This is a genomic window from Emticicia sp. 21SJ11W-3, from assembly GCF_024138715.1.
GTDB classification, from domain to species: Bacteria; Bacteroidota; Bacteroidia; order Cytophagales; family Spirosomataceae; genus Emticicia; species Emticicia fluvialis.
On the sequence record NZ_CP092074.1, the window covers coordinates 566825 to 591749 of the forward strand.

Genomic DNA, 24925 nt, shown 5'->3' on the forward strand with positions numbered 1-24925 from the left:
TTTATATTAGGTTAAGATTAATTTGATTCGTGAAAATCCTTGATTTTCACGAATTTTATTGATTTTAAGGAGGGTAATACTAAAATTGCGCAAATTTTATGCATCAAATTATATAATGAATAAATACCCGCACTCCACCAGAATATTGGTGGCACTTGATTGTATAGTATTTGGTTTTGATGGTGAAGAGCTTAAGTTACTTCTGATAAAAAGGAATTTTGAGCCTGAAAAAGGAAAATGGTCTTTGATGGGTGGTTTTTTGGAAGCAGAAGAAGACCTGGAAGTGGCAGCCAACCGAATTTTATATGATTTGACCGGCTTGAAAGATATTTATTTTGAAGAAATCAAAACGTTCGGCAAGGTGGGGCGTGACCCCGTAGAACGAACGATTTCAATATGTTTTTTTGCACTGATTAACATTCATGCCCATAATCAGGACCTGGCAAAGGCGCAAAATGCCTATTGGATAAACCTGAAAAACAGACCAGACCTTATTTTTGATCATAACCAGATGGTAGACCTGGCCCTGGAGCAACTCCGTTACAAGGCTGCTTTGCATCCGATTGGTTTTGAGCTGCTGCCAGAGCAATTTACGATTCCACAACTGCAAAGGCTTTATGAAGCGATTTATGATACACCGCTTGACAGACGAAACTTTAGCCGTAAGATACTTTCAACCAAGCTTTTGATTGATACCGGAGAGAAAAATCAAAATTCAACCACAAAAAAGGCTATTCTTTATAAGCTTGACAAAGAAAAATATCAAAGCCAGTTTAATGCCTTTCACTATTTTATTTCAGATGCAATCATCTAAACTCAGATAATTCCGGATTCGCTATGTCTGGGAGTAATTTTATAAAATGAAATGTGTCATTTTAACACATAAATAAATGGAGCAAAAGTTTACAATAGGTGTTGATTTCGGAACCGACTCTGTGCGTGCTTTATTAGTGGATACTTCCAACGGGCAATGTTTAAGCACTGCCGTTGCTTATTATAAGCGCTGGCATGAAGGTTTGTATTGTAACCCTTCTATTGCGCAGTTCAGACAACACCCGCTGGATTATCTGGAAGGCATTGAAAGTGCCATTCAGACCGCGTTAGAGAATATTCCGGAAGCCGTAAAGCAGCAAATAGCCGGTATTTCAATAGATACCACGGGCTCAACGCCCGTAGCGGTAGATACTACCGGAACACCCCTGGCATTGTTGCCCGAGTTTGCCGAAAACCCCAATGGGATGTTTATTCTCTGGAAAGACCATACCGCCAATGCCGAAGCCGAAGAAATCAATAATCTGGCCCATAGATGGGACACCGACTTTACCAAATATGTAGGCGGCATTTATTCTTCTGAGTGGTTCTGGGCTAAAATACTTCATACATTAAGAGTAGACGCAGGCGTGCGAAACAAGGCATTTTCATGGGTTGAACATTGCGACTGGATTTCTGCCGTGCTTACGGGCAATACCCATCCGCTAACCATGAAACGCTCCCGCTGTGCGGCCGGGCATAAAGCCATGTGGCATGAAGAATTTGAAGGGCTGCCTTCAGAAGAATTCCTGAGCAGGCTTGACCCCCTTTTAACAGGTGTACGCGACAGGCTTTTCAGAGATACCTTTACATCAGACCAGGCAATGGGCAAAATATCTGCCGAATGGGCCCAAAAACTCGGGCTTTCATCAGAGGTGGTTATTGGTGTTGGCGCATTTGATTGCCACATGGGCGCGGTGGGCGCAGAAATTGAACCCTACGATTTTGTGCGCGTAATGGGTACTTCTACCTGCGACATGCTCATTGCGCCTAACGAAGAAATAGGCCATTTGCTTATCAAAGGTATTTGCGGGCAGGTAGATGGCTCCATTATACCGGGTATGCTGGGTATGGAAGCCGGGCAATCTGCCTATGGCGATTACTACGCCTGGTTTCAGAAAGTAATTACCGAGCCGGTGCGAGCCTTGCTGGGCGAAAAAGCAGCGGATGAACTGGCCGAAAAACTGATTCCTTATTTATCAGAAAAAGCGGCCGTTATACCGGTAACTGAAAAAGACCCGGTAGCTACCGACTGGATTAACGGCCGGCGGACACCCGATGCCAACCATGCCCTGAAAGCAGCTTTTGCCGGTATGAATCTGGGTACCGATGCCGTCAGGCTTTTTAAAATGATTGTAGAGGCAACGGCCTTTGGCTCTAAGGCCATAGTAGACCGTTTTATAGAAGAAGGGGTGCCTATTAAACAGGTAATTGCCATTGGCGGCGTGGCCAAAAAATCTCCGTTCGTGATGCAGACACTGGCAGATGTGCTGAATATGCCCATAAAAGTGGCCTCGTCTGACCAGGCTTGTGCCTTAGGTGCAGCCATGAATGCCGCAGTGGCCGCAGGCATACACCCAGACTTATTTGCCGCACAAAAGGCCATGGGGTCAGGCTTTGATGCCCACTATGTGCCACGGGCTCCGTATGTTGAAGTATATGAACAATTATATAAGAAATATCATCGATTAGGAAAATTCACAGAAAGCAATGTTTAATCTAAAATCATTTGAGGTTTGGTTTGTAACAGGTAGCCAGCATCTTTACGGAGAAGAAACCCTCCGGCAGGTAGATGAACACTCGCAGATCATAGCTGATGCACTCAATAATTCTTCTGCCATACCCGTAAAAATTGTATTTAAACCGGTGGTAAAAACCCCCGACGAGATATGGTCTGTTTGCAAAGCAGCCAATAATACCCCCAACTGCGTGGGCGTTATTACCTGGATGCACACGTTCTCTCCGGCCAAAATGTGGATTCGCGGTTTAAATGCCCTGCAATTACCCATTCTTCATTTGCATACCCAGTTCAACCGTAATATTCCTTTTGATACCATCGATATGGACTTCATGAACCTGAACCAGTCGGCGCATGGCGACAGGGAGTTCGGGCATATCATGACCAAAATGCGCCTGAACCGCAAGGTAGTAGTAGGGCATTGGCAAGATACAGAGGTGCACGATAAAATCAATGCCTGGGCACGTGTGGCCGTAGGCAGGTATCAGATGCAACACCTGAAAGTGGTACGCTTTGGCGATAACATGCGCCAGGTAGCCGTTACTGACGGCGACAAGGTGTCGGCTGAAATGAAGTTCGGTTTTTCAGTGAATACCCACGCGGTAGGAGACCTGGTGCAGGTAATTAACCAGATTACTGATGCGGAAATTGAACGTTTGATACAGGAATACGAAGATACTTACGCCTTGATGCCCTCACTTTTAAAGAACGGCGAAAGGCGCAGCTCACTGGTTGAGGCCGCACGCATAGAGGCGGGCCTGAAAGCATTTTTAACAGATGGAGGCTACGGTGCCTACACCAATACTTTTGAAGACCTGCATGGTATGCGCCAGCTGCCGGGTATCGGTTCGCAGCGCATGATGGCCGCCGGCTATGGTTATGGCGGTGAAGGCGACTGGAAAACCTCTGCCATGGTGCATGTAATGAAACTAATGGCCAGCGGTATGAAAGGAGGCAACACCTTTATGGAAGACTACACTTACCACTTTGACCCTGAAAACGCCATGGTTCTGGGTTCTCACATGCTTGAAATCTGCCCTTCCATTGCCACCGGTACGGTTAATTGCGAGGTGCATCCTTTGGGCATCGGGGGTAAAGAAGACCCTGTACGCCTGGTGTTCAATGCTGCCTCAGGCCCGGCTCTGAACGTTTCGCTGGTAGACCTCGGCAACCGCTTCCGCCTTATTGTTAATGAAGTAGAAGCAGTAGAAGTAACTGAGTCTTTTCCTAAACTACCTACTGCCCGGGCGCTATGGAAACCTCAACCCGATATGAAGGTGGGTCTGGAAGCCTGGATACTGGCAGGAGGGGCACACCATACCGTATATAGCCAGAACCTTACGGTTGAGTACCTTGAAAACCTGGCAGAAATGCTGGATATTGAACTGGTAGTGATTGATAAAGCAACCACCATCAGAGGTTTGAAGAATGAACTGAAAATCAACGAAGTATTCTACAAATGAGCGCCTATCAATCATTAAAAGAAGAGTGCTATGAAGCCAATATGATGCTGCCGAAGCTGAAGCTGGTTTTGTTTACTTTTGGCAATGTAAGTGTAGTTGACAGAGAAAAAGCTGTTTTTGCCATAAAGCCCAGTGGGGTACCTTACGGAACCCTCAAAGTTGAAGATATAGTAATTGTAGATTACGATGCCCTGGTGGTTGAAGGTAATCTGCGGCCGTCTTCAGATACCAAAACGCATGCCCGGCTTTACAAAACCTGGCAGGATATCGGCGGTGTTACGCATACACACAGCACTTATGCGGTTGCCTGGGCACAGGCCGGTATGGACATACCGGTGTTTGGTACTACCCATGCCGACCACACTCATCATGATATTCCGTGTGCACCGGTGCTGACAGACGAAATGATACAAGGAGACTATGAATTTGAAACCGGCAACCAGATATTTGATGTCTTTCAGGCCAGAGGGCTGTCGCACAAAGAAGTGGAAATGGTTCTTTTGCAGAACCACGGTCCGTTTACCTGGGGCAAAACCGCTGAAAAGTCTGTCTACAATGCTGCTGTGCTGGAAGAAGTTGCCCGGATGGCGCTGCTTACCTTGCAGATTAACCCTGATACCCCCCGTATTAAAGATACATTACGCATGAAACACTATGAGCGCAAGCACGGTAAAAATGCGTATTACGGACAAGGATGCTAACTAAACCTGATTTTTACATTAAATAATACATTACCAATGAAATTTTTTATTGATACGGCCAATCTGGCCGAAATTAAAGAAGCCAATGACCTGGGCGTGCTGGATGGGGTTACTACCAACCCTTCGCTAATGGCCAAAGAAGGTATTGCCGGCAAAGAGAATATCCTGAACCATTACAAAGCCATTTGCCAGATTGTTGATGGGCCTATTTCGGCAGAAGTAATAGCTACCGACTTCAACGGAATTATTAAAGAAGGCGAAGAACTGGCTGAGATTCACCAGAATATAGTGGTAAAAGTACCGATGGTAAAAGACGGTATTAAGGCCATCAAGTACTTTACAGACAAGGGCATCAGAACCAACTGTACCCTGATATTTTCGGCAGGGCAGGCATTGCTGGCTGCCAAAGCAGGCGCCAGCTATGTGTCGCCGTTTGTTGGCAGGCTGGACGATATATCAGTGGATGGCCTGGAGTTAATCAGACAAATCCGCCTGATTTTTGATAACTACGGGTATCCGACGGAGATTCTGGCCGCTTCGGTTCGCCATCCTATGCATATCATTAAATGTGCTGAAATCGGTTCTGATGTAATGACCGGCCCCTTGAGCGCTATTACGGCTTTATTGAAGCACCCGCTTACTGACATTGGCCTGGAGAAATTTTTGGCCGATTACAAAAAAGTAAACGGCTGATACACTCCTTTTACCAGACAACCTCATTCAACCTTATTACACCTGTATCTAATGACACTCGGACTCGAAAGCCTGGACTATATCATATTTCTGGTATATTTTGTTATTGTATCTGCTTACGGATACTGGATTTATAAAAACAAAGGGAAGCAGTCGGCCGATAGCAAGGATTTTTTCCTGGCAGAAGGCTCGCTAACCTGGTGGGCCATTGGCGCCTCTATTATTGCCTCAAATATTTCTGCCGAGCAATTTATTGGTATGAGCGGGCAGGCTTTTCAGTTGGGTATCGCTATTTCGGTGTATGAGCTTTTAGGTGGGGTATCTTTATTGATAGTGGCGGTGTATTTTTTGCCCATGTATCTGAACAACAAGATTTTTACAATGCCGCAGTTTCTTGCCAAACGCTACGACGGCCGCCTGGCAACCATCATGGCTGTTTTCTGGTTGTTTCTTTACATTTTTGTCAACCTTACCTCTATCATTTATCTGGGGGGGCTCAGTTTAGAGAAAATGACAGGTTTTAGTTTTATGACCTGCGCCCTATTCCTGACCATTTTTGCTGTGATTATCACCCTGGGTGGTATGAAAGTAATTGGCTATACGGATGTAATTCAGGTAGTTTGCCTGATTTTCGGCGGGCTGGCCACTACTTACCTGGCGCTGGAATTGTTATCGAACAAAGTTGGTACCGGCGCAGGTGTCTTAGAAGGCATGCGTCTGATAGCCCAGAAAGCCAATGGCCACCTGCACATGATTTTCAAACCCGGCGAATATCAGGTACATGACGGCAAAGGAGGTTTCATAGATGCCTATCATCAGGTACCGGGTATTATGATGTTCATTATTGGTGGGCAGTGGGTTAACAACCTTAGTTATTTTGGCTGTAACCAGTACATTACACAAAGGGCATTGGGTGCCAATATCACCACCGCTCGCAGGGGCGTGTTGTTTGCGGCCTTTATGAAAATGCTGATGCCTTTTATTGTGGTTTTACCCGGGCTGGCAGCTTATGTGATATTCAAAGAAAACGCCGATAGTTCTATTGTTAATGGCATTACCCAGAACGGCATCGTAAAACCTGATAATGCGTATCCGGTTTTGCTGAATCTGTTGCCGGTGGGTTTAAAAGGCCTGGCTTTTGCAGCGCTTACGGCAGCCATTGTGGCGTCGCTGGCGGGTAAGGCCAATAGTATTTCTACGATTTATATGCTGGATATTCACACCAAGTTTTTCAATAAAAACCTGACTGAAAAGCAAACCGTCTGGACGGGCCGCGTAGCCATTGTCATTGCCTTTATCATTGCCTTGCTGGTAAGCCCGCTTCTGGCTAATTTCGGGCAGGCTTTTGAGTATATTCAGGTTTATACAGGCTATGTTTCTCCGGGTATTCTCAGTATTTTTGTACTGGGCTTTTTCTGGAAAAAAGCTACTGCCAACGGCGCACTGGCAGCTGCCGTGCTCAGTATTGTGCTATCGACTGTAATTGCCAGTGTTTACCCCGAATTTCCGTTTATGAACCGGATGGGTCTGGTGTTCTGGATTTGCTCGCTGGTGCATATTGTCATCAGTCTTTTGCAGGGTAAAGGTAAAGACCAGGCCAATGCCTTTGAGGTAAAGAAAGAATGGTTTAAGGTAGATACGCCTTTTACCATAGGCGCCTGGGTTGTGGTGGGTATTTTTGTTATAATTTATACAGTTTTTTGGTAAACCTATTCAATCTGATAATTATGAATCTAAAAACACTGGGTGTACTTCTTTGCGGAATGGCCCTGTTTAAGAGCTGTGCCTCTAAAACATCAGAAAATACACAAATGACAGACACTGCCAAAGTGAACACCATTGAAAAAGCAGCTTTCGGCCAATTACCGGACGGCACAACGGCCGACTTATATACCTTGCGCAATGCCAGTGGCATGCAGGTACAAATTACTAACTACGGCGGCACCATTACAAGCCTGCAGGCGCCTGATAAAAACGGCAGGTTTGCAAACATTACCCTGGCCTGCGATTCTCTGGGCGGGTATCTGAAAGGTGTACCTTACTTTGGCGCCTTAATTGGCCGCTATGGTAACCGCATAGCCAAGGGTAAATTCAGCCTTGATGGGCAGCAGTACACCCTTGCGCAAAACAATGGAGTGAACGCCCTGCATGGTGGTAAAAAGGGTTTCGATAAGGTACTATGGACAGCCACAGCAGTTGACGGAGCAGAACCCCAACTGAAACTCAGCTATACTTCGGCAGATGGAGAAGAGGGGTATCCGGGTAAACTGACAGTAGTGGTAGTTTATACCCTACTGAAAGATAACGCTATAAAAATAGATTACAAGGCTACTACCGACAAGGCGACGGTTGTGAATCTGACCAATCATACATATTTTAACCTGACGGGTGATGCCACAAAAGATATTCTGGGTCATGAAGTAACCCTGCTGGCAGATAAGTTTTTGCCGGTAGATGAAACCCTTATACCTACCGGAGAGTTGAAAGCCGTAGCCGGAACACCTTTCGATTTTACGACGGCGCATTCAATAGGCGCGCGCATCAATGACCCCAAGGATGTTCAGATTATGTACGGCAAAGGATATGACCATTGCTGGGTATTTACCGAAGCCGGTAATAAATTGAAAAAAGTAGCATCTGTTTATGAACCTACTACCGGCCGTTTGATGGAGGTGTCTACCACAGAGCCGGCCATTCAGTTTTACTCAGGTAATTTTCTGGATGGAACCGTGATCGGAAAAGGCGGTATTCCTGCCCAATTCCGCACAGGTTTTTGTCTGGAAACCCAACATTATCCCGATTCGCCCAATCAACCAAAATTCCCCACTACGGTGCTGAAACCCGGAGAAACCTATCAGACTACTACGGTTTATAGTTTTTCTGCCAGATAAATAAAACAAGAAGGCCCTTACTCATAACAGAATAAGGGCCTCGTTATTTTTACGGTTTCTGGCGGGTTAGTTTCATTTCGCCTCTCTCGTTTTTTACAATAATTTCATTCTCATTAATCAGTTCACCGGTGCTGGCGATGGTCATGTCATTAAACGAAATGCTGTAAGAAAACTTCTTGCCATCTACTTTCCCGTTTTCAAGTTTGGTCTCTCCAAATTGTGTTTTCCAGGTTCCTTTTAGTTCATTTCCTTCTACTTTAAAAGTATAGGTTACTTCAAAGGTACCATTCGGGGTTTCACGAGACCCCTTCCAGTTGCCATCAATGGGGTTTTGTGCAAAAGCTGTCAATGCACCCAGCATCAGCATTAATACAAAAAGCTGTTTCATAGTTGATAAATTTTAATTGAATAATTAAACAAAAAAGATATTAGATATAAAAAAGTTAAACATTCATAAACAGGTTTTCAGGCGGTAATATCATTGTCTGAGGCCTAAAACCTTATAATAGGCCGGTTTGGGTTGATTGTTTCTGTCAAACAATAGCGGGTAGTTGGTTCTGCCCCTGATGGGCCAGTTGTTCAGCCAGCTGTCGCCGTCATTTACACCCCAGAAAGTAACCCTGGTAATCTTGTCTTTATGTTTCAGAAACAATTTAAACAGCGCTTCATAATCATCAGCCAGCTGATTCTGAACCGCCTCGGGTAAACCATCAGGGTAGGGGTTCGACTCCGCGTTGGCTGTCATACGCTGGCCCACATCTGCCCCCTGAAAATTCCTTGGTAAAATCTCTATGTCCAGCTCTGTAAACATCACTTTAACTCCCAGGGCAGCATACTGAAGGATGCTCTCCTCGATGTCTTTAAGTGGTAGCTTACCCAGATGCCAATGCCCCTGAATACCCACACCGTCTATTCTTACCCCGGCCTGCTGAATTTTCTTTATCAGATTGATGCATCCGGCTCTTTTGGCGGGTTGCTCGTTATTGTAATCGTTGTAATAAAGCTCGCTTTTGGGTGATGCCTGCTGCGCCAGCCGGAAAGCCTCCGTAATGTAGCCCTCTCCTAATTTTTGCAGAAAAACCGATTTTCGGAGGGTGCCGTCTTCATTGAGCGCCTCATTGACTACATCCCATGAAAACACCTGTCCATCATAACGGCCGGCTACGGTTTTGATGTGGTCGGTAAAGAACATTCGGATGGAGTCGGCACTCTGGATACGACGGATAAACCCGGGTAGCTGGCTGTGCCAAACTAGTGTATGCCCGTTTATTTTAATCTTATGCTTTTTTCCATAAGCTACCAGCTTATCTGCCAAAGTAAAATCGTAGGTGTCCCATTGGGGGTGCAAAAGGGCAGACTTCATAATGTTTTCGGGTGTGGCACTGTTAAACTGAGCAATGATGAGCTCATTTACGGCAGCGTTACGCTCTTCAATTTGTGCGGTATTCAAGGCGGTACCAATGGCAAAGTCTTTTTTAAATGCCTCTTTCAGGGTCTTGGCTTTTTTGGTGTTGTCCTGAAAGGTGAAGTTGGCAAACAAGACAGCCACCCAGGCAATGATGATGAACAGCTTTATTCTCATGTGGGTATTATTAAAAGTAAAATTACTATGAAATGGGGTTATGACGCTTCTGAATAAAATCTAACGCCTATAATATACAGACGTTAGACCAACTTGTATGAAACGAAACTACTATTGTTATTGGTACTGTAAACTTTCTAATATGACTGAGGTGTTTCTGCCCGGCGTGAATCAGGCCCATGAATCTGCCACGCCTGAAAGGCGGTGGCGGTATCATGGTTGGTTGCCTGAGCCACGTCTGAACAGCTATTCAGTTAAGGTAAGCGAGTGCAAATTCATTCAGACCTAATCAGTATCCCGGGTTCTGCGGAAACTTAGGGCCTTCCACCGTCCGGTCAATCTGCGATTGCGGAATAGGTCTCAGCATGTGAAAATCCTTCACATAATTGGCGGCCTCGTTGTTCCAGGCCTTTACACGTTTTACCAGCGTTTTGGTACGTACCAGGTCGTGGTATCTCATCCATTCTCCAAACAGCTCCCGGCTTCTTTCGTCCAGAATAAAGTCTACGGTTACGTTTTCCGGTTTAATTAACATGGCCTCGGCTGCGGCAGCATTTTGCGCGGCCGTGTTGGTTTTCCGGTAAGCCGCTCTCTGGCGTATCACGTTCAGCAGTTCGGCAGCTTTGGTTTTGTCTCCGGCTTGCAGATAAGCCTCGGCACCTACCAGATACACCTCTGCAAAGCGGGTAATTACCACCGGGCGGGTAGAAGGGTCATTGAAGTTACTGCCGCGGCTGGGGTCCATAAATTTCTTGATGGCCGGGTATAAGTCGGCCTTCCAAAGGCTGGGTGGAGCAATGATGCCCTTAAATGGCCTGGTGCCATAAAACTGCGGCGCGCCCACAACCTCAAAGTCAGGCAGCCATACGGCAGTATCTATCCCTATCTGGGTAGTATAGCCAATGCCGCGTTTGTTATTGGCAGAAGATGGCGTGTTGGTAACACTGGTATTGGCAATGTAAACCGAGTAAAAGGTATTGGCGTACCTGGCGTCAATGTCTCTTCTGACAAAGGCCTGGTCAAGAAAGTAGTTCTTGCCGGTGTATTCGCCGGATGTTTGTTTGACACTGTTTGGACGAATGCGTTGATACGGGCGGCCATAATAAGAATCACGGATCATGCCCGATGTACCCGAGTTAACCAGAACGCCGGAAGCATTAACGAAAGAGTTAACCCCACTGTTGTTGGGGTAGTTCCAGTTCGTAAACCAGGGTGTAAGGTTTTGTGCACCCCCGGCGCTGGCACCGGCGCCAACTGTGTAATAGCCAAACTTGGCATCGAGCATGTGATCGCTCACAAACATGGTTTCTTTGCCGTAGTCATTAGCGGGCACGAAGGCATCGCCAAAGTCTTGCCAGAGATCCAGGCCATAAGTGGCTTTGTTGGCAATAATATCGCTTGCAATTTTGGCTGCTTCGGCATAATCTGCCTGCGAGCCTGTCAGCCAGCCACGTGTAAGGTAGGCCTTGGCCAGAAAGAACTGAGCCACCGGCTTGGTAGCAGCTTTGCCCAGAAACGGAGCCGTAGGTTTGTCTGGCAATGCGGCTGCGGCCTCGGTTAAGTCTTGTATAATCAGCTTGTAAACTTCAGATGCCGGGTCTCTTTTGGCGCTTTGAGACGGTACGGTAATAAACTCGGTATTCAGCGGCACATCTCCCCAGGTCTGAACCAGATAAAAATACCAGAAACCTCTCAGAAACTTGGCTTGTGCCAGGTATTGTTTTTTGGTGGCTTCGGGCAATGAGATGTCCTGTCCGAATTTCAACACACCATTCAGGGTATTGATACAGGTAAACGAGGTAGCCCAGGCAGAACCGAAGTTGGTGCCGTTCAGGCCGTTAAAAGTGTGTACAGGTCCGCCACCGCTACTGGCACCCTGAATGAATTCGTCGGTACCGGCCTGCATTTCAGAAGAGAAACCTTCGGTGCCCCACTGGTTACGGATTTCGTTGTATACCCCGGCAATACCACCCAGAACCCCTGCAGGGCTGTTAAAAAATGAAGGTACTATCTGCGACTGGGGGTGTTCTTCAAGAATTTTTTCGCAACCCAGGCTAGAAAACAGCGTTGCGATGATGAGTATAACTTTTATTTTTTTCATGTCTTTTCAAAAATTAGAATTTAAGATTTACACCTAACGTAAACTGGCGTACCGGCGGGTTGTTGAGGTTTACTGTTACAAAGCGGTTGAAATTGCCACCCTGAATGGTGTTGCCGTATCCGTTGCCTTCCGGGTCTACAGCCAGTTTGGCTTTAACCAACGGAGAGTAAATGATAAACGGATTGGTGGCATTGACATAAACGCGAACGGTAGAGAAACCAATTTTGCTGATTACCTTGCTGTCAAATGAATATCCTAGGTTGATACTTCTCATTTTGATGAACGAGCCGTCCTGGTAGGAAGTGGTAGATGTAAAGTTGCGTACCCCACCACCTGCGTCAGGTCTAGGGAATGCATTCGTAGGGTTTTCCGGTGTCCAGTAGTCCATTACCAGCTGGTTTGAACGCCCCTGGTTAAGGAACCCAAAGCCTGAGCCACCGCCTGACGTACCAGACAGATAAGGAACTACTACTTTCATACCCATGCGGGCAAAAGTTACTATTGAAAGGTCAAATCCTTTGTAAGACATTCTGCTGGTCAGGCCTCCTTCCCATTTGGGCTGGAAATTGCCGATAATCTTGCGGTCGTTGGCATCTATTACCCCATTTTTATCAACATCTTCTACCCGGATTTCACCCGGAACCTGTACCGGTGAGGTCTGCGCTTTCAGCGTTCCGTTGTCTGCATCGGCCTGCTGCCAGATGCCTATTTTGTTGTAGTCGTAAATTACGGTAAGCGGATGCCCCACAAACCAGAAGTTACCTTTATTGTCTAGCTCGGTTGGGGTGGTTAACTGGGTGATTTTTTCCCGGTTGAAGAAGTAGGTGGCATCCAGGCTCCAGTTGAAACCGTTTTTGTTTCTCAGTACATCAAAGGTTAATGAGGTTTCAAGACCTTTACCCTCTGTTTTGCCAAGGTTTTTTAAGGTTGACCCCGCCCCGTTACTTTCAGGCAGGTTTACCGACAACAGAATGTCTTTGGTTTGTTGTTGGTAGACATCTAATGTACCCACGATCCGGTTATCAAATAATCCGATTTCCACGCCAATATCAGACTGTGAAGTAGATTGCCAGCCCAGGTTAGTGGCAGGAAGACTTGTTACGGTATAAGCCAGCACCTGCCCTGCGGTAGTGGTTCCGAAATTATAATAACCTGTCGAAAGCGCTCCCAGCGTGGCATAGGCGCCAACGTTACGGTTACCCGAAATCCCCCAGCCCCCTCTCAGTTTTAAATTGCTTAGAAAGGTTAGACCTTTCATGAAGGGTTCGTCAATGATGTTCCAGTTTAAGCCAATAGCCGGATAATTAAAGTACTGGTTTCCCGGCGACAGGGTTGATGAGCCATCACGGCGGAAGGTAGCCGTAAGGGTGTATCGGTCGTTAAAGGTATAGTTTAAACGAGCCATATAAGAAAGCAGACCGGTTTCTGCAAAACTACCATTACCCGTAGGCTGGCCTGAGGCCAAAGAGAAATTGGCTGTTTTGATGTAATCGGCCGGTACGCCTTTTACGTTAAAGCTGCTGCCCAGGTTATGATTTTTAGTAAGCTCATACAGGGCGGTAAGGCCAATTTTGTGTTTGCCGGCAAATGTTTTGTCGTAGTACAACAGGTGTTGCAGGTTCACGTCCCAATACTCGGTATTGCGGATATCGGCATTTGATACACTTTGTTCAGTACCTGTGTTTACAAAAGTATTGGGTGGCCCATAGCCGTTAAAATGAACCTGGCTGAAGTTTAATCCGGCATTGAAGCGGTATCTGAGGCCTTCAAGGATGTTTACTTCCGCATACAGGCTGTTGAAGGTTCTGATAGACCGCTCGTTTGAAATGATATCGCTGCCGCGGGTAATCAGCGTAAGCGGACTCACCGCCTGTGCTTCAATGGTTCCCTTTTTAGGGTTCAGGTTTATGGTGCCGTCTTCGTTGTAAGGCTTAACCAGTGGCGACAAGCGCACCAGTTCGGTAGGTACACCACCACCGGCAGGGTCGTTTCTTCTGGTAAGGGTATTGATGGTGTTCAGGCCTATTTTTATGCGCTTGCCTATTTTCTGGTCAATGGTAGCGCGGATATTCATCCGGTCGAAATCCTGATTAGGCATGATTCCGGTTTCATTGAAGTAGCCAATACCCAGCCCGTATTGTGTGTTTTCCACACCTCCCTGCAAACCCAGCTGATGGCTGGTATTGAAGCCGGGTTTATAGAGCAAGTCCTGCCAGTCGGTAGATACCCCGGCGGCCAGGTTGGCTTTTTCTTCTTCTGTTAGCGGATAGGCCGTTGTACCGGCACCCTGTGTGTTTAAGGCCGCAGACTGCTCCTTGAATTTGGCATACTGGGCGCCATTCATGACATTGTATTTGCCCATGATACTGGTTACGCCATGGTATCCGTCATATGTAATTACGGGTTTGCCTGTCCGGCCTCTTTTGGTGGTAATCAGTATTACCCCTCCGGCGCCTCTGGAACCGAAAATGGCCGTTGCAGATGCATCTTTTAATATTTCAAGGCTGGAGATGTCGTCCGGGTTAATGTCGTTCAGGCCACCAAAAGGAATACCGTCTACTACCACCAGCGGGCCGTCGAGTCCGTCGCCATTACCTGTAGTGATAGAACGGTTACCTCTGATACGGATAGTTGCCTGGCTGCCCGGAGTAGACCCGTTGCTTACAATAGATACACCGGCGGCCCTGCCCTTGAGTGAGTTTAACAGGTTAGGGGCTGGTACTTCTTTCAGGGTTGATTCTGAGACCGAGACAACCGCACCTGTGATGTCGCGTTTTTTCTGGGTTCCGTAGCCCACCACAATTACTTCTTCCAGGTCTGTGGAGGTATTATTGTCTAGTGTTACACTGATATTTGTCTGGTTGCCAACGGCTATCTCTTTGGTAACATAGCCTAAAAAACTGAACACAAGGGTTTCGTTGGGTGCAGCGTCAATTTTGAAATTACCCGACACGTCAGTCGTGGTTCCTCTTTTGGTGCCTTTTACGGTAATACTTACACTGGGTAAGCGCTCTTTGGTAGATGCGTCGGTGACTTGTCCGGTTAAGGATTTTGATTGGGCTGCCAGTAGCAGCGGGCACAGCAATAAAACCGAAACCCACATCCAACACGTTAACTGTTGTTTAAGGTTGTAAATTTTAATCATAAAAGAAAATAGGTTTATATGAAAAGTACAATTTCCAATACCTGACATCCAAAATTGTAGTTTTTGAACTTTTCGGTATTAAAACCCTAAACTAGTGCCTGCTATGATAAAGGCAAGTAAATGGTGTCAAATTGACACAAAATATTTTACGCCAACTATCGGTAACGTTGCCGAGCGTAGCGCCGGCATTACTTTTGGCTGCTTGCCTGGCGTATCAGAAGCCTAAAACAGCAGCAGTGTTTTCGTAAAAAAAACAGCAAAATTTTTGGTATCTTACTAAATAATCTATAAAAAATACAATACGGTACCAGGCCTGTAATGCTAAATTGTATTATGTTGTGAATAGTTTTAATTATTGGGTTATCTTGATTTCGGTTATATTTTGTGTTTCAGATGTTATCAGGGCATCATTTTAATATAATGCCGGGCTGGCTGTCAGCCCTGAAAAGATAGCATCAGCATAAGAGAAAAAGACCGAACCTACGCTGATGCGGTTTTTATTCCACCCAGTTTGTGAGCGTACCAATACCATCAATGGAAATATGGATTATGTCTTTGTGTTGCAAAGTAAAGCTGTCTGGCGGCACAATTCCGGTGCCTGTCATCAGAAAACAACCATTGGGGAAACTGCACTCGAATGTCAGGTAGCTGACCAGTTCTTGGAGTCCTCTTTTCATCTGACTCAGGCGGGTAGCGTTTGCAAATACTACGGTTGCTTCTCTTTCAATAGTTAGTCTGATTTCAGTTTCGCGGTCTATTGGCTGCCCTGTTACCCATATACAGGGGCCGATGGCTGCGCTTTTATCGTAAGATTTTGCCTGAGGCAGATACAGGGGGTTTTCGCCTTCAATGTCTCTGGAGCTCATGTCATTGCCAATGGTATATCCGGCAATTTCACCGCCGGAGTTAACAAAAAGCGTTAATTCAGGTTCAGGGACATTCCAGTTGGAATCCCGGCGAATCTTTACGCCCTGCCCGTGGCCTACGGTTCGGGCCGCGGTGGCCTTGAAAAAAATCTCGGGGCGCCCGGCTTCATATACCCTGTCATAAAAATCGCCTCCGCCTGCGTCTTTAGATTCTTCCATTCTGGCGTTTTTGCTGCGCAGGTAGGTAACCCCAGAGGCCCAAACCTCCTGTGAAACAATAGGTGGTAACAAAGCCGGGTTTAAATCAAAATTTTGTGCTGGTTGCCGGGTGGAAACGGCCTGAAGCAGCCATTGATAAAGACCGGGCTGATTGACGAGGGAATCAAAGCTAAGTTCGGCAAACGAGTAGAATTGGTCTTTATGTGCTACAAAAGGGCCCTGGGTTGTGTTGTATATTTTCATCTGGGTTGGTATGCATTGATTATGTTTTTCAGTAAGATAGGGGTAATTCCGGCACGCCGGAATTACCCTGGATAGTCTGTCAGCAAAGTGTATCGGATAAGTTACTCAAAAAACGGTACGCCGGGTGTGGCATATTTTTTCATGCCTTCTTCGTTGATTTCTACCCCGATGCCGGGTTCGTCTCTTACTCTGATATACCCGTTTTTTTCAACCATGTCGCCCTTAAAGGTGACAATTTCTTTAAACATCGGGTCTTTATGAAAGTAAATCTGCCATTCCATAATCATAAAATTGGGTACTGAAGCACACACATGGGCGCAGGCCATGGCGCCCAGGTAAGAGGCCACCATGTGCGGGGCAAACGGCACGTAATAAAGGTTGGCCAGATTGGCAATTCGCTGGCCCTCGCCCAGCCCCCCGCATTTTTGCAGGTCGGGCATGATGATATCTACGGCGCCGCTTTCCAGCAAAGGTCTGAAACCGTAGGCCAGGTAATGGTTTTCTCCGGCACAGATAGGGGTAGAGGTAGAGGCCGCTATTTTTTTGTAAGCATCTGTGTTTTCGGCCGGTATGGGTTCTTCCAGCCACATCAGCCCCAGTGGTTCCAGCATTTTGGCGGCCCGCTCGCCGGTGGTGGCGTCGTAGCGGCCGTGCATATCGGCGCATATATCAATTTTGGGGCCTACCTCTTTGCGGGCAGCGGCCATCTGGTCGTACATCCGTTGCAACTCGGCCGGGCTGGCTGTCCAGTTAAAGCGGTCATATTTGTTAGGGTCATTGGCCTGGTCGAGGTCGAACTTAACAGCCGTAAAGCCCATATCTACCGCTTCGCGTGCAGCTTTGGCAAATTCTTCTGGTTTGGGCAACTGGTTCTGATAAAGGGCGGTATCCATGTAAACCCTGACGGTATCTCTGAACTTTCCACCCAGTAGCTGATACACCGGTACACCCAGCGCTTTGCCGGCAATGTCCCAAAGGGCGGTTTCTATCGCTGTAAGCACGGCCACAAACATACCCGACTGGGCGCCTTCAAAAAAGCCTGATTTACGGATAGACTCAAACAGTTTGTGTACATTCAGGGGGTTCTGGCCCTGAATACGCCTGCCCATTGATTTGACCAGATGATAGGTGCCGGGTGTGGCATCCACCCCTTCTCCATGCCCGATAATACCCTGATTGGTGTAAATTTTTACAAATAAACTATGGCCGCCGCGTATGTAGCCCGCCTTGATGTCGGTGATTTTCAGGTCTGTGGGCGCCGAACTTTTAGGGGCTCTGTCTACGGCCTGAATAAATTCATTTCCGAATGTTGAAAATGAAGTGGCAGCCATGGCTGAGCTGATTGCTGCTTTCTGGAAAAAATTTCTTCTGTTCACTTTTTAAATGTGTTTAGCGAGAGGCAAGCTCCCGGGTGGAATATGATTGGTTGGTGCTGGGTTACCAGGTTCTTTGTTTCAGAATCTCCTGAATCTGTGCCGGGTCAACAGGTAGTTTGTTGATGTGTTCACGCAACCATTGCGAAAAATCTTTTTCGATGTCGTCTGACCAACGGTTGTCTATCTGCCCCGGTGTATATTTCTGTTCGCGCAGCCGCTGATGGCCGAACATATCCCGTAGCCTTACTACCTCCGAAACCTTTACTACTTCTTCGGCCAGATGCGGCGGTATGAAAACAACGCCGCCTTCGCGGCCCAGTACTATGTCGCCCGGCATTACGGTGGCCTTACCGATACGGGTAGGCTGATTGATGCCAACCAGGGTGGTATTTAAAGCCCTTTTGGCATCATTGAGGTGGTGCGATGGATGATAGCTTCTGAAGAAAGAAGTAAACCCGCCTATTTCTTTCAGCCCGTTTAAGTCTCTCAGGGCGCCTTCGTACACGATGCCGTTGCCGGTTTTGGCATAGATAGAGTTGCCGAGGTTGTCGCCAATGGTTGGGCCGTCTTCGTAGGCGTTAAACTGATCCACCACATAAACATCTCCTTTTACCAGCAGGTCAATCGGCCAGGCGTTCTGCGATTTAATCCGGCCGTCTTTTTCATGTCCTTTGTCGTCAATGGCTGTTTGCAGGTCTGGCCTGCCGGGCGTAAAAGTGGCAGTTACCGCCCTGCCTACCAGTACCGAATCGGGGTTGATGGTCTGCCAGTTTCCTTCAAACTGGTATTTATAATTATGGTTGCGCAATACCGCCCAGGCTTCTTCAAGCGTTACTTTTTTCATTCTTTTCAGCAGGGCGTCATCTACTTTAGGCCTGCCGTCGGCAAATCTTTCACCCTTCCATTCGCGTGTCAGGTGTAATAGGTACTCTTTTGATATTTGTTGGGCCTGCAGGGTTGCAGCTCCGAAAAGAAGCAAAATGCCCAGATAAATTTTTAGCATGCTTATGAGCGGTTTAAGGTTTGACAATGGGATTAATGACCTGCGACTGCTGCGTCTGGGTCTTCAGGAGGGCGTTTGCTCCAATAGTTGGCAATGATAGACCCTGAAATATTCATAACCGGCCCGAAGATGGCTGCTGCTACGCCTACTGTGGCAATACGGCCCATTTCATTGGCCAGCGCTGAGGCCAGTCCTGCATTCTGCATTCCTACTTCCAGTGATATGGCTCTGGCGTCTGCCTCTTTGAACTTCAGCAGGCGCGAGAAAAAATAACCGAGCGCATACCCGAAAATGTTATGAATTATGACTACAACCACTAATAGCAAGCCAACCGTTTTGAGCGAGCTGGCACCACTGGCAGTTACTATAAGAATAATGTAGGCAATACCCAGCATAGAAAAAACCGGAAGCGCCCGGTTGAACCGGGCCATCAGACGCGGTATTAATTTATGCAGGGCCAGACCTATTACCACCGGTAATATGACCATCTGCGACATATCCCAGAACATATCCCAGAAATTTACGGCTATCAGACCTCCGCCCAGCGATTTCATCAGAAAAGGGGTCATTACCGGAGCCACCAGCGTAGAGAGGGTGGTGATGGTAACAGAAAGCGCCACATTGGCTTTGGCCATTAGGGCCATGACATTTGAAGCCAGGCCGCTTGGGCTGCTGCCAATGAGTATAATGCCGGCGGCTATTTCAGGCGGGAAGTCGAAAATCATGGATAACGCCAGCCCTGAAAATGGCATAATGGTAAAGTGGCATACCAGACCAACCAGTACTTTAAGCGGAGATTTGAAGACTTCGGCAAAATCATCAATGGTCATGGTAGCGCCCATGCCCAGCATAATTACCTGTAAAACAGGCTTGATGAAAGTGTTGAGTTTAACACCCCCGATGCTGGTAAAGCTGTGCGGGAAATAGTAGCCTATTATAACAAGGAAAATAATGCCCAGGGTGTACCAGTAATCTTTGAGTTTCATCAGCTTGATTAAATAATGATTTTTGAATGGTGGAAAGGAGGGTTAAGCACCTGCTTAACCCCATAATAGGCTAGTTACATTTGTATTTTTAATTATTTATCCCAGAAAACCCTGCTGGTCAGTTTGTCGCCGCCAATCCGGCTGGCTGCTTTCTGATAATTTTCATTATTGGTAGACGACTCGGCATCCGGATACCCAAAACGTCTGGTAAAGCCGCCCTGCAGGTTATTGTTGTAATTATTCGGGCTTAAGGCCGGGAAGCCGCTTCTTCTGAAATTGGCAAATGATTCGGCGCCATTGCCCAGGCTGGCAATCCAGTATTGGGTGTTAATCAGCTCCAGGGCTTTGGCTTCAGAAAACTTCACGAGCGGGTTTTCCAGATAGCTTAATTTTAAAGCAGCAGGAAAAGCAGGGTTAGGGACGTTCGGATAAAGCGAGTACTCGTCCATCGAAGCAATAACCCCGGCCTCATAATACTCTTTGGTAGTGAGCACGTTGCTCAGGCCGGTAAGCCAGCCTCTTTGAGACGCCTCTGCCAGCAGTAACTTGGTCTGGGCATTGGTTACATAAAATATGGGGGCAGTAGCACTGCCGAAAACCGAGTAGTTCAGTTGTGAGTAATTATGGCCTGTTCCCTGCGGGCCGCGGTAAGCCGGGTTTTTTACAATGGTCAGTTGGTCATAGCCTATCGGGTAGCCGAACTGGTTGGCACGGGTGGTGTCCGGGGTAAGTGCCAGCACCTGATTCGGATCAGCATATTTACCCGATATGTATTTCAGGCGTGGGTCGTAGGTTGATTTCAACTGATTGACAAAAGGCTCAGCCAGGTAGTAAAAGTAAGGGTTGGTGCCTCTGGGGCCGGCATTGAGCGGGTTATTGTAAATGGCGTTATAGACAATGTAAGGATTATCGGCATTGGTTTGTATCAGCCCGCCTTTGTAGGCCTCCTGTACAATTGACTTCGCTTTATTCTGGTCAATTTTTGAGTACCGCATCCCTAATCTCAGCAGCAAAGAATTACCCAGCTTTTTCCATTTGTCGATTTGCTCGGCAGCCGCCAGTTTTCCAAAAAACAAATCTTCTTTCACTGCACCTTTGGAGGCATCAAGCGCCGCCACTGCCGACTTTATTTCGTTGTATAATTCATCATAAATTACTTTGTCTTCATCGTATTTCGGGTAAAACAAACCTTCCAGGTTTCCTTTTCCGGCCTGGCTGTAGGGTATGTCGCCGTAAGTATCTACCAGCACAATATAGATGTGCGATTTCCAGATGCGCGCCATCTGGTACAGATTCGCTTTGGTGGCATCTGTTTTGGTAAGGCTAATGATTTGTTCGAGTAATTTCAGAGGGCCCGGGTAGCTGTTATTCCAGCGCGGAATATTGAAGTTGTTGTTGTCTTCATTGAAATTGAAGCCCGCGGTGGCTCCGGTGTTGTAAGCATTCACAAATTGTTGTACGATGGTTTGTTCGCCTTCCCATGAGCCCGCATCGGTATTGCGCTGGGCATTGGTAAATAAAATGGCCGGGTCAATCTTGGTGAGTGCATAAGGGTTGGTGTTAATAACGGCAAACCCTTTGTCGCACGAAGAAACAACCAGAGCGGCAAAAATGGTGGTTATTGTATATATGAACTTCTTCATTTTTCTGGAATTTTAGAATTTAACATTGAGGTTAACACCGTAAGTGCGGGTGGTAGGCAAAGTGGTTTGCTCATAACCTACCCGGAAATCGCCCGATGAAGCGAAAGCCTCAGGGTCAAGGTCGGCCAGGTATTTTTTGATAATCAGCACGTTACGGCAGGAAACTGAAAGCGCAAGCCCTTTAATGAACTTTACCCGGCTGCCAATCAGTCTGGTGGCATCGTAATTGAGCGTGATGTTTCTGAGCTTGATAAAGTCAGATTTGAATAAAAACGGGTCGGCAATCTGGGCATTCCGGTAATCTGTATAAAAAGACTGCGGGTCAACGGCAGTTGTATTTTTTTCGCCGTTGGCATACACAGCCGGAAATACCACCCCACCATTGCGGCCAACCAATGAGGCCTTGGTATGCCCTTGTCTGAGGCCGTTAAGCGCCGTGGAAGAAAGTATTTTTCCACCTGCTTTGTAGTCTATATGCACCAGCAGGCTCAGGTTTTTGTAGCTGAAGGTGTTGTTCCAGCCTCCGGTAAATTTCGGAAGCGCACTTCCAAGCAGCACATCGGCGCCATCGTTAGGAACCAGTCTGCCGCTTGAGTTAACGATGATTTCGCCTTTGTCGTTTCGCTTATACGTTTTGGCTGCCAGTTGGTTCAACGGCTGGCCAACCTCATAAACCAGGCTGCCGATAAACTCATTGCCGCCAAAAGAAGTTACCACCAGACGGTTGGTGTTGGGTGCCAGGGCCAGTACTTTAGTGGTATTGATGGCGGTATTAAATGAGCTTTTCCAGGTAAAGTTTCCGGTTTGTACAGGGGTTACGTCAAGCATAAACTCCATCCCCCGGTTTTGTAACGAACCCAGGTTAAGCGGTGTGCCGTCGTAGCCTGAACTATTGGAAACCACAACAGTTAAAATCTGGTCGCGGGTTTGTTTGTCGTAGTAAGATACGTCCAGGTTAACTCTGCTTTTAAACATTCTGAGTTCCAGACCTACCTCGCGTTCGCTAACACTGAAAGGCCTTAACAAGGGGTTGGGGCTGTTGGTATTATTGATTGTGCCCAGCGGATAACCATTAAAGGCGTTCTGTAATATGCCGTAGGTAAGCAGGCCACTGAATGCATTGATACCATTGGCGCTACCCACATCAGCAAAGGATGCCCTTAGTTTTCCATAACTTAGCCAGGGTATCTCTTTCAGTAGCTCAGAGAAGATGAAGCTACCACTTACTGAAGGGTAAAACGAGCTGTTATTATTGGGGTTGAGAACCGAAAACCAGTCGTTGCGGCCGGTCAGGTTCAGGTATATCATATCTTTATAACCCAGCTCGGCAAACCCGTATAAAGAGTTTACCTGTTCGGTGTAAACCCCGAATGATTGCGATTTGGTGATACCGTTTTCAATTGAATACAGGTCTCGTACGGTAAAATCGGTTACGCTCTGGTCAAAAGTGCGGCTGCGATTGGTGAAAATATTGCCACCCAGGCTTACATCGGCAGAAAAATCACCAAATTCTTTATTACCTGCCAGCAGGAAGTCCATGTTCATCTGGCGGCCGTTGCTGGTATTAACGCCATAAGAACCGTTATAGCCTGTACCGGCCTGGTTAAGCGGGGTAGAAGTACCTACACCGGTTGGCAGGTTTTGTTCCAGAAAAGAAACGCCATAGTCCATATTCACCCGGCCCTGCAAATACAACCATTTGAAGATATCGTATTTAACAGTGGCCGTACCCAGAAAGCGGTCGCGTTTGTTTCTGATAAACTGCCTGTCCATAATATAATAGGGGTTCAGGAGCGTGGTCTGAAAGCCAGAAGTTTGCCTTTCAGTGCCGTTATCGGCTACTGCTTTTTCTTTCAGCACATCAAGACCGATAGAGTTAGATAAGCGATACAGGAAATTAGGAGACCCGATACCTTGTACCCCTACCTGTGGCGGGTTATTGTTGATTTCGTTGGTATAATTGATATTGAGGGTGGTGGTGAGTTTATTACCGATTTTCTGGTTGATACCCGCATTGAAAATCTTCTTGTGGTAATCGTTGTTCGGTGAAATCCCCAGGGCATCCTGATTCGAATATGAGGCTCTGAAACTACCCATGCCATTACCACCCGAAAGCGCAATGGTATTGGTAAAGGCGCTTCCTGTTCTGTAAAAGTTTTTGATTCTGTTCTTTTGTGGTAAGTAGGGCCTTTCTACGCCGTCAAACTGTATGGTGGGCTTGCCGTCATATTTGGCTCCCCAGCCAAACTGGCCTGTGGTAATGGCCTGGCCCTGGGTGGTAGGCTTTACACCGCCCTGCCCCTGGCCGTATTCATACTGAAAATCGGTAAAATCCAGTACCTCATCAGCCGCGTAGTTCGATGAGTATTCAAGCCCTATGCCGGTATTTTTATTACCACTCTTGGTGGTAATGATAATAGCGCCGTTGGCCGCACGAGAGCCGTAAATGGCAGCTGCCGTAGCGCCTTTCAGAACGGTCATGCTTTCTACATCATCAGGGTTAAACTGCTGCATATTATCGCCCAGGTCTACAGATGCCGTACTGGTGGCAAAACCATTGGCACCGCGTGCGCCCTGGTCCATAGGCAGGCCATTGATAACAATGAGCGGAGAATTATTGGCACCCGCAAATGCCGACTGGCCACGGAGTCTGATTTTTGTACTGGCACCTGCCCCCGATGATGGCGGAGAGATGTCAAGTCCGGCAATTTTGCCTTCCAGAGAAGCCATCACGTTAACGGTTCTGTTTTGCTGAATCTCGTTTACTTTCACGGTTTCGGCCGCGTAACCCAGTCTTTTGGATTCCTTTTTTATACCCAGGGCGGTAACTACTACTTCTTCAAGTGCCTGTGTGTCTTCTACAAGTGCCACCTCAATGGTTGAGCTGTTGCCTGCTTTTATTTCCTGCGTGAGGTATCCGATAAAGCTGAATACCAGCGTTTCGCCTGGGGCGGCATCAATTTTAAAGTTTCCGGCGGCATCGGTAATGGCGCCTCTCTGGGTTCCTTTTACGGTTATGCCTACACCGGGCATGGGGTCTTTGTTTACACTTCCGATAACACGGCCGGATAGCTGCCTGGTCTGGGCCAGCAAGGCCAGCGGACAGAGGTAGAGCCATAAGACCAGTAGCTTCAGTTTGAAACTGCTGTTTTTTGCAGGGTAAAAATGTTTCATTTTTCTGTAGAGTTTTATTCGATTAGTACAATTTTATATGATTCAAATGCTAAAAATTGTGATGCTTTTTTGAAATAATATTATCGAAACTATCGGCAAAATTTTGATTTGCAAGCGGAAAGTGTCAATTTGACACCAACTTGCAAACACGAACTATCAGAAACGTTTGTGATGCGTGTTTTGGGCGTTTTTTTGAATGTAAAAAACTGATAAATAGATATTTAAAGCCGATTTTGGGTCTTGGAGAGGAATTTTTGATTAATTTGATTATTAAAAAGCAATCTTAAAATA

At 46.8% G+C, this 24925-nt stretch carries 18 protein-coding genes; 8 read left to right on the forward strand and 10 right to left on the reverse strand.

Going from position 1 to position 24925, the window contains the following annotated elements; all coding sequences use genetic code 11:
* Positions 1 to 115: 115 nt before the first annotated feature.
* The 7 genes from MB380_RS02300 (at position 116) to MB380_RS02330 (ending at position 8296) form a co-directional block, all read left to right on the forward strand.
* Positions 116 to 814, forward strand: coding sequence for an NrtR DNA-binding winged helix domain-containing protein (locus MB380_RS02300; RefSeq protein WP_101726764.1), 699 nt, complete (start codon positions 116 to 118; stop codon positions 812 to 814).
* A gap of 76 nt (positions 815 to 890) precedes the next feature.
* On the forward strand, positions 891 to 2528 hold the full coding sequence (locus tag MB380_RS02305) for a ribulokinase (RefSeq protein WP_253532896.1): 1638 nt from the start codon (positions 891 to 893) through the stop codon (positions 2526 to 2528).
* Complete coding sequence (gene araA, locus MB380_RS02310) at positions 2521 to 4011, forward strand: L-arabinose isomerase (protein ID WP_253532897.1); 1491 nt, start codon at positions 2521 to 2523, stop codon at positions 4009 to 4011. Before MB380_RS02305 ends, araA begins: the two co-directional genes overlap by 8 nt.
* Positions 4008 to 4712 carry an L-ribulose-5-phosphate 4-epimerase gene (locus tag MB380_RS02315; RefSeq protein ID WP_253532899.1) on the forward strand — a complete coding sequence of 235 codons (705 nt, stop codon included), beginning with the start codon at positions 4008 to 4010 and terminating at the stop codon, positions 4710 to 4712. The genes araA and MB380_RS02315 overlap by 4 nt, the downstream gene beginning before the upstream one ends.
* Positions 4713 to 4748: 36 nt before the next feature.
* Positions 4749 to 5405 carry a fructose-6-phosphate aldolase gene (fsa, locus tag MB380_RS02320; protein WP_101726760.1) on the forward strand — a complete coding sequence of 219 codons (657 nt, stop codon included), beginning with the start codon at positions 4749 to 4751 and terminating at the stop codon, positions 5403 to 5405.
* Positions 5406 to 5456: 51 nt separating this feature from the next.
* Positions 5457 to 7112 (forward strand): sodium/sugar symporter, encoded by a 1656-nt coding sequence (locus MB380_RS02325; protein ID WP_253532901.1) that lies wholly within the window; start codon positions 5457 to 5459, stop codon positions 7110 to 7112.
* A 20-nt stretch (positions 7113 to 7132) separates the two neighbouring features.
* Positions 7133 to 8296, forward strand: coding sequence for an aldose epimerase family protein (locus MB380_RS02330; protein WP_253532903.1), 1164 nt, complete (start codon positions 7133 to 7135; stop codon positions 8294 to 8296).
* Between the two features lie 49 nt (positions 8297 to 8345).
* Here MB380_RS02330 and MB380_RS02335 read toward each other — a convergent pair whose 3' ends face one another.
* Entirely contained in the window at positions 8346 to 8684 is a 339-nt protein-coding gene (locus MB380_RS02335) for a hypothetical protein (protein ID WP_101726758.1), read from the reverse strand.
* A gap of 90 nt (positions 8685 to 8774) precedes the next feature.
* Positions 8775 to 9878 (reverse strand): endo-1,4-beta-xylanase, encoded by a 1104-nt coding sequence (locus MB380_RS02340; RefSeq protein ID WP_253532905.1) that lies wholly within the window; start codon positions 9876 to 9878, stop codon positions 8775 to 8777.
* A 142-nt stretch (positions 9879 to 10020) separates the two neighbouring features.
* On the opposite strand from MB380_RS02340, the gene MB380_RS02345 reads away from it, so the two are divergent.
* Positions 10021 to 10167, forward strand: coding sequence for a hypothetical protein (locus MB380_RS02345; protein ID WP_253532907.1), 147 nt, complete (start codon positions 10021 to 10023; stop codon positions 10165 to 10167).
* Here MB380_RS02345 and MB380_RS02350 read toward each other — a convergent pair whose 3' ends face one another.
* The 8 genes from MB380_RS02350 to MB380_RS02385 form a co-directional block, all read right to left on the reverse strand.
* Positions 10168 to 11979: a RagB/SusD family nutrient uptake outer membrane protein gene (locus MB380_RS02350; protein ID WP_253532909.1), complete on the reverse strand. Its 1812-nt coding sequence runs from the start codon at positions 11977 to 11979 to the stop codon at positions 10168 to 10170.
* Between the two features lie 13 nt (positions 11980 to 11992).
* Positions 11993 to 15124 carry a TonB-dependent receptor gene (locus MB380_RS02355; RefSeq protein ID WP_253532911.1) on the reverse strand — a complete coding sequence of 1044 codons (3132 nt, stop codon included), beginning with the start codon at positions 15122 to 15124 and terminating at the stop codon, positions 11993 to 11995.
* Positions 15125 to 15621: 497 nt separating this feature from the next.
* Positions 15622 to 16452 carry a fumarylacetoacetate hydrolase family protein gene (locus tag MB380_RS02360; protein WP_253532915.1) on the reverse strand — a complete coding sequence of 277 codons (831 nt, stop codon included), beginning with the start codon at positions 16450 to 16452 and terminating at the stop codon, positions 15622 to 15624.
* Positions 16453 to 16553: 101 nt separating this feature from the next.
* Positions 16554 to 17783, reverse strand: coding sequence for a mandelate racemase/muconate lactonizing enzyme family protein (locus MB380_RS02365; RefSeq protein ID WP_253535508.1), 1230 nt, complete (start codon positions 17781 to 17783; stop codon positions 16554 to 16556).
* Between the two features lie 106 nt (positions 17784 to 17889).
* Positions 17890 to 18831 carry an RraA family protein gene (locus tag MB380_RS02370; protein WP_253532917.1) on the reverse strand — a complete coding sequence of 314 codons (942 nt, stop codon included), beginning with the start codon at positions 18829 to 18831 and terminating at the stop codon, positions 17890 to 17892.
* A 32-nt stretch (positions 18832 to 18863) separates the two neighbouring features.
* Entirely contained in the window at positions 18864 to 19817 is a 954-nt protein-coding gene (locus MB380_RS02375; RefSeq protein WP_253532919.1) for a bile acid:sodium symporter family protein, read from the reverse strand.
* 92 nt (positions 19818 to 19909) lie between these two features.
* Positions 19910 to 21460: a SusD/RagB family nutrient-binding outer membrane lipoprotein gene (locus MB380_RS02380; RefSeq protein ID WP_253532921.1), complete on the reverse strand. Its 1551-nt coding sequence runs from the start codon at positions 21458 to 21460 to the stop codon at positions 19910 to 19912.
* A gap of 12 nt (positions 21461 to 21472) precedes the next feature.
* Positions 21473 to 24634 carry a SusC/RagA family TonB-linked outer membrane protein gene (locus tag MB380_RS02385; protein ID WP_253532928.1) on the reverse strand — a complete coding sequence of 1054 codons (3162 nt, stop codon included), beginning with the start codon at positions 24632 to 24634 and terminating at the stop codon, positions 21473 to 21475.
* Positions 24635 to 24925: the final 291 nt, after the last annotated feature.

Excerpts from the sequence above, each read along its gene's own strand:
- MB380_RS02300 (WP_101726764.1), top strand. The coding sequence starts at position 116 with ATGAATAAATACCCGCACTCCACCAGAATATTGGTGGCACTTGATTGT.
- MB380_RS02305 (WP_253532896.1), top strand. The coding sequence starts at position 891 with ATGGAGCAAAAGTTTACAATAGGTGTTGATTTCGGAACCGACTCTGTG.
- araA (WP_253532897.1), top strand. The coding sequence starts at position 2,521 with ATGTTTAATCTAAAATCATTTGAGGTTTGGTTTGTAACAGGTAGCCAG.
- MB380_RS02315 (WP_253532899.1), top strand. The coding sequence starts at position 4,008 with ATGAGCGCCTATCAATCATTAAAAGAAGAGTGCTATGAAGCCAATATG.
- fsa (WP_101726760.1), top strand. The coding sequence starts at position 4,749 with ATGAAATTTTTTATTGATACGGCCAATCTGGCCGAAATTAAAGAAGCC.
- MB380_RS02325 (WP_253532901.1), top strand. The coding sequence starts at position 5,457 with ATGACACTCGGACTCGAAAGCCTGGACTATATCATATTTCTGGTATAT.
- MB380_RS02330 (WP_253532903.1), top strand. The coding sequence starts at position 7,133 with ATGAATCTAAAAACACTGGGTGTACTTCTTTGCGGAATGGCCCTGTTT.
- MB380_RS02335 (WP_101726758.1), bottom strand. The coding sequence starts at position 8,684 with ATGAAACAGCTTTTTGTATTAATGCTGATGCTGGGTGCATTGACAGCT.
- MB380_RS02340 (WP_253532905.1), bottom strand. The coding sequence starts at position 9,878 with ATGAGAATAAAGCTGTTCATCATCATTGCCTGGGTGGCTGTCTTGTTT.
- MB380_RS02345 (WP_253532907.1), top strand. The coding sequence starts at position 10,021 with ATGACTGAGGTGTTTCTGCCCGGCGTGAATCAGGCCCATGAATCTGCC.
- MB380_RS02350 (WP_253532909.1), bottom strand. The coding sequence starts at position 11,979 with ATGAAAAAAATAAAAGTTATACTCATCATCGCAACGCTGTTTTCTAGC.
- MB380_RS02355 (WP_253532911.1), bottom strand. The coding sequence starts at position 15,124 with ATGATTAAAATTTACAACCTTAAACAACAGTTAACGTGTTGGATGTGG.
- MB380_RS02360 (WP_253532915.1), bottom strand. The coding sequence starts at position 16,452 with ATGAAAATATACAACACAACCCAGGGCCCTTTTGTAGCACATAAAGAC.
- MB380_RS02365 (WP_253535508.1), bottom strand. The coding sequence starts at position 17,783 with ATGGCTGCCACTTCATTTTCAACATTCGGAAATGAATTTATTCAGGCC.
- MB380_RS02370 (WP_253532917.1), bottom strand. The coding sequence starts at position 18,831 with ATGCTAAAAATTTATCTGGGCATTTTGCTTCTTTTCGGAGCTGCAACC.
- MB380_RS02375 (WP_253532919.1), bottom strand. The coding sequence starts at position 19,817 with ATGAAACTCAAAGATTACTGGTACACCCTGGGCATTATTTTCCTTGTT.
- MB380_RS02380 (WP_253532921.1), bottom strand. The coding sequence starts at position 21,460 with ATGAAGAAGTTCATATATACAATAACCACCATTTTTGCCGCTCTGGTT.
- MB380_RS02385 (WP_253532928.1), bottom strand. The coding sequence starts at position 24,634 with ATGAAACATTTTTACCCTGCAAAAAACAGCAGTTTCAAACTGAAGCTA.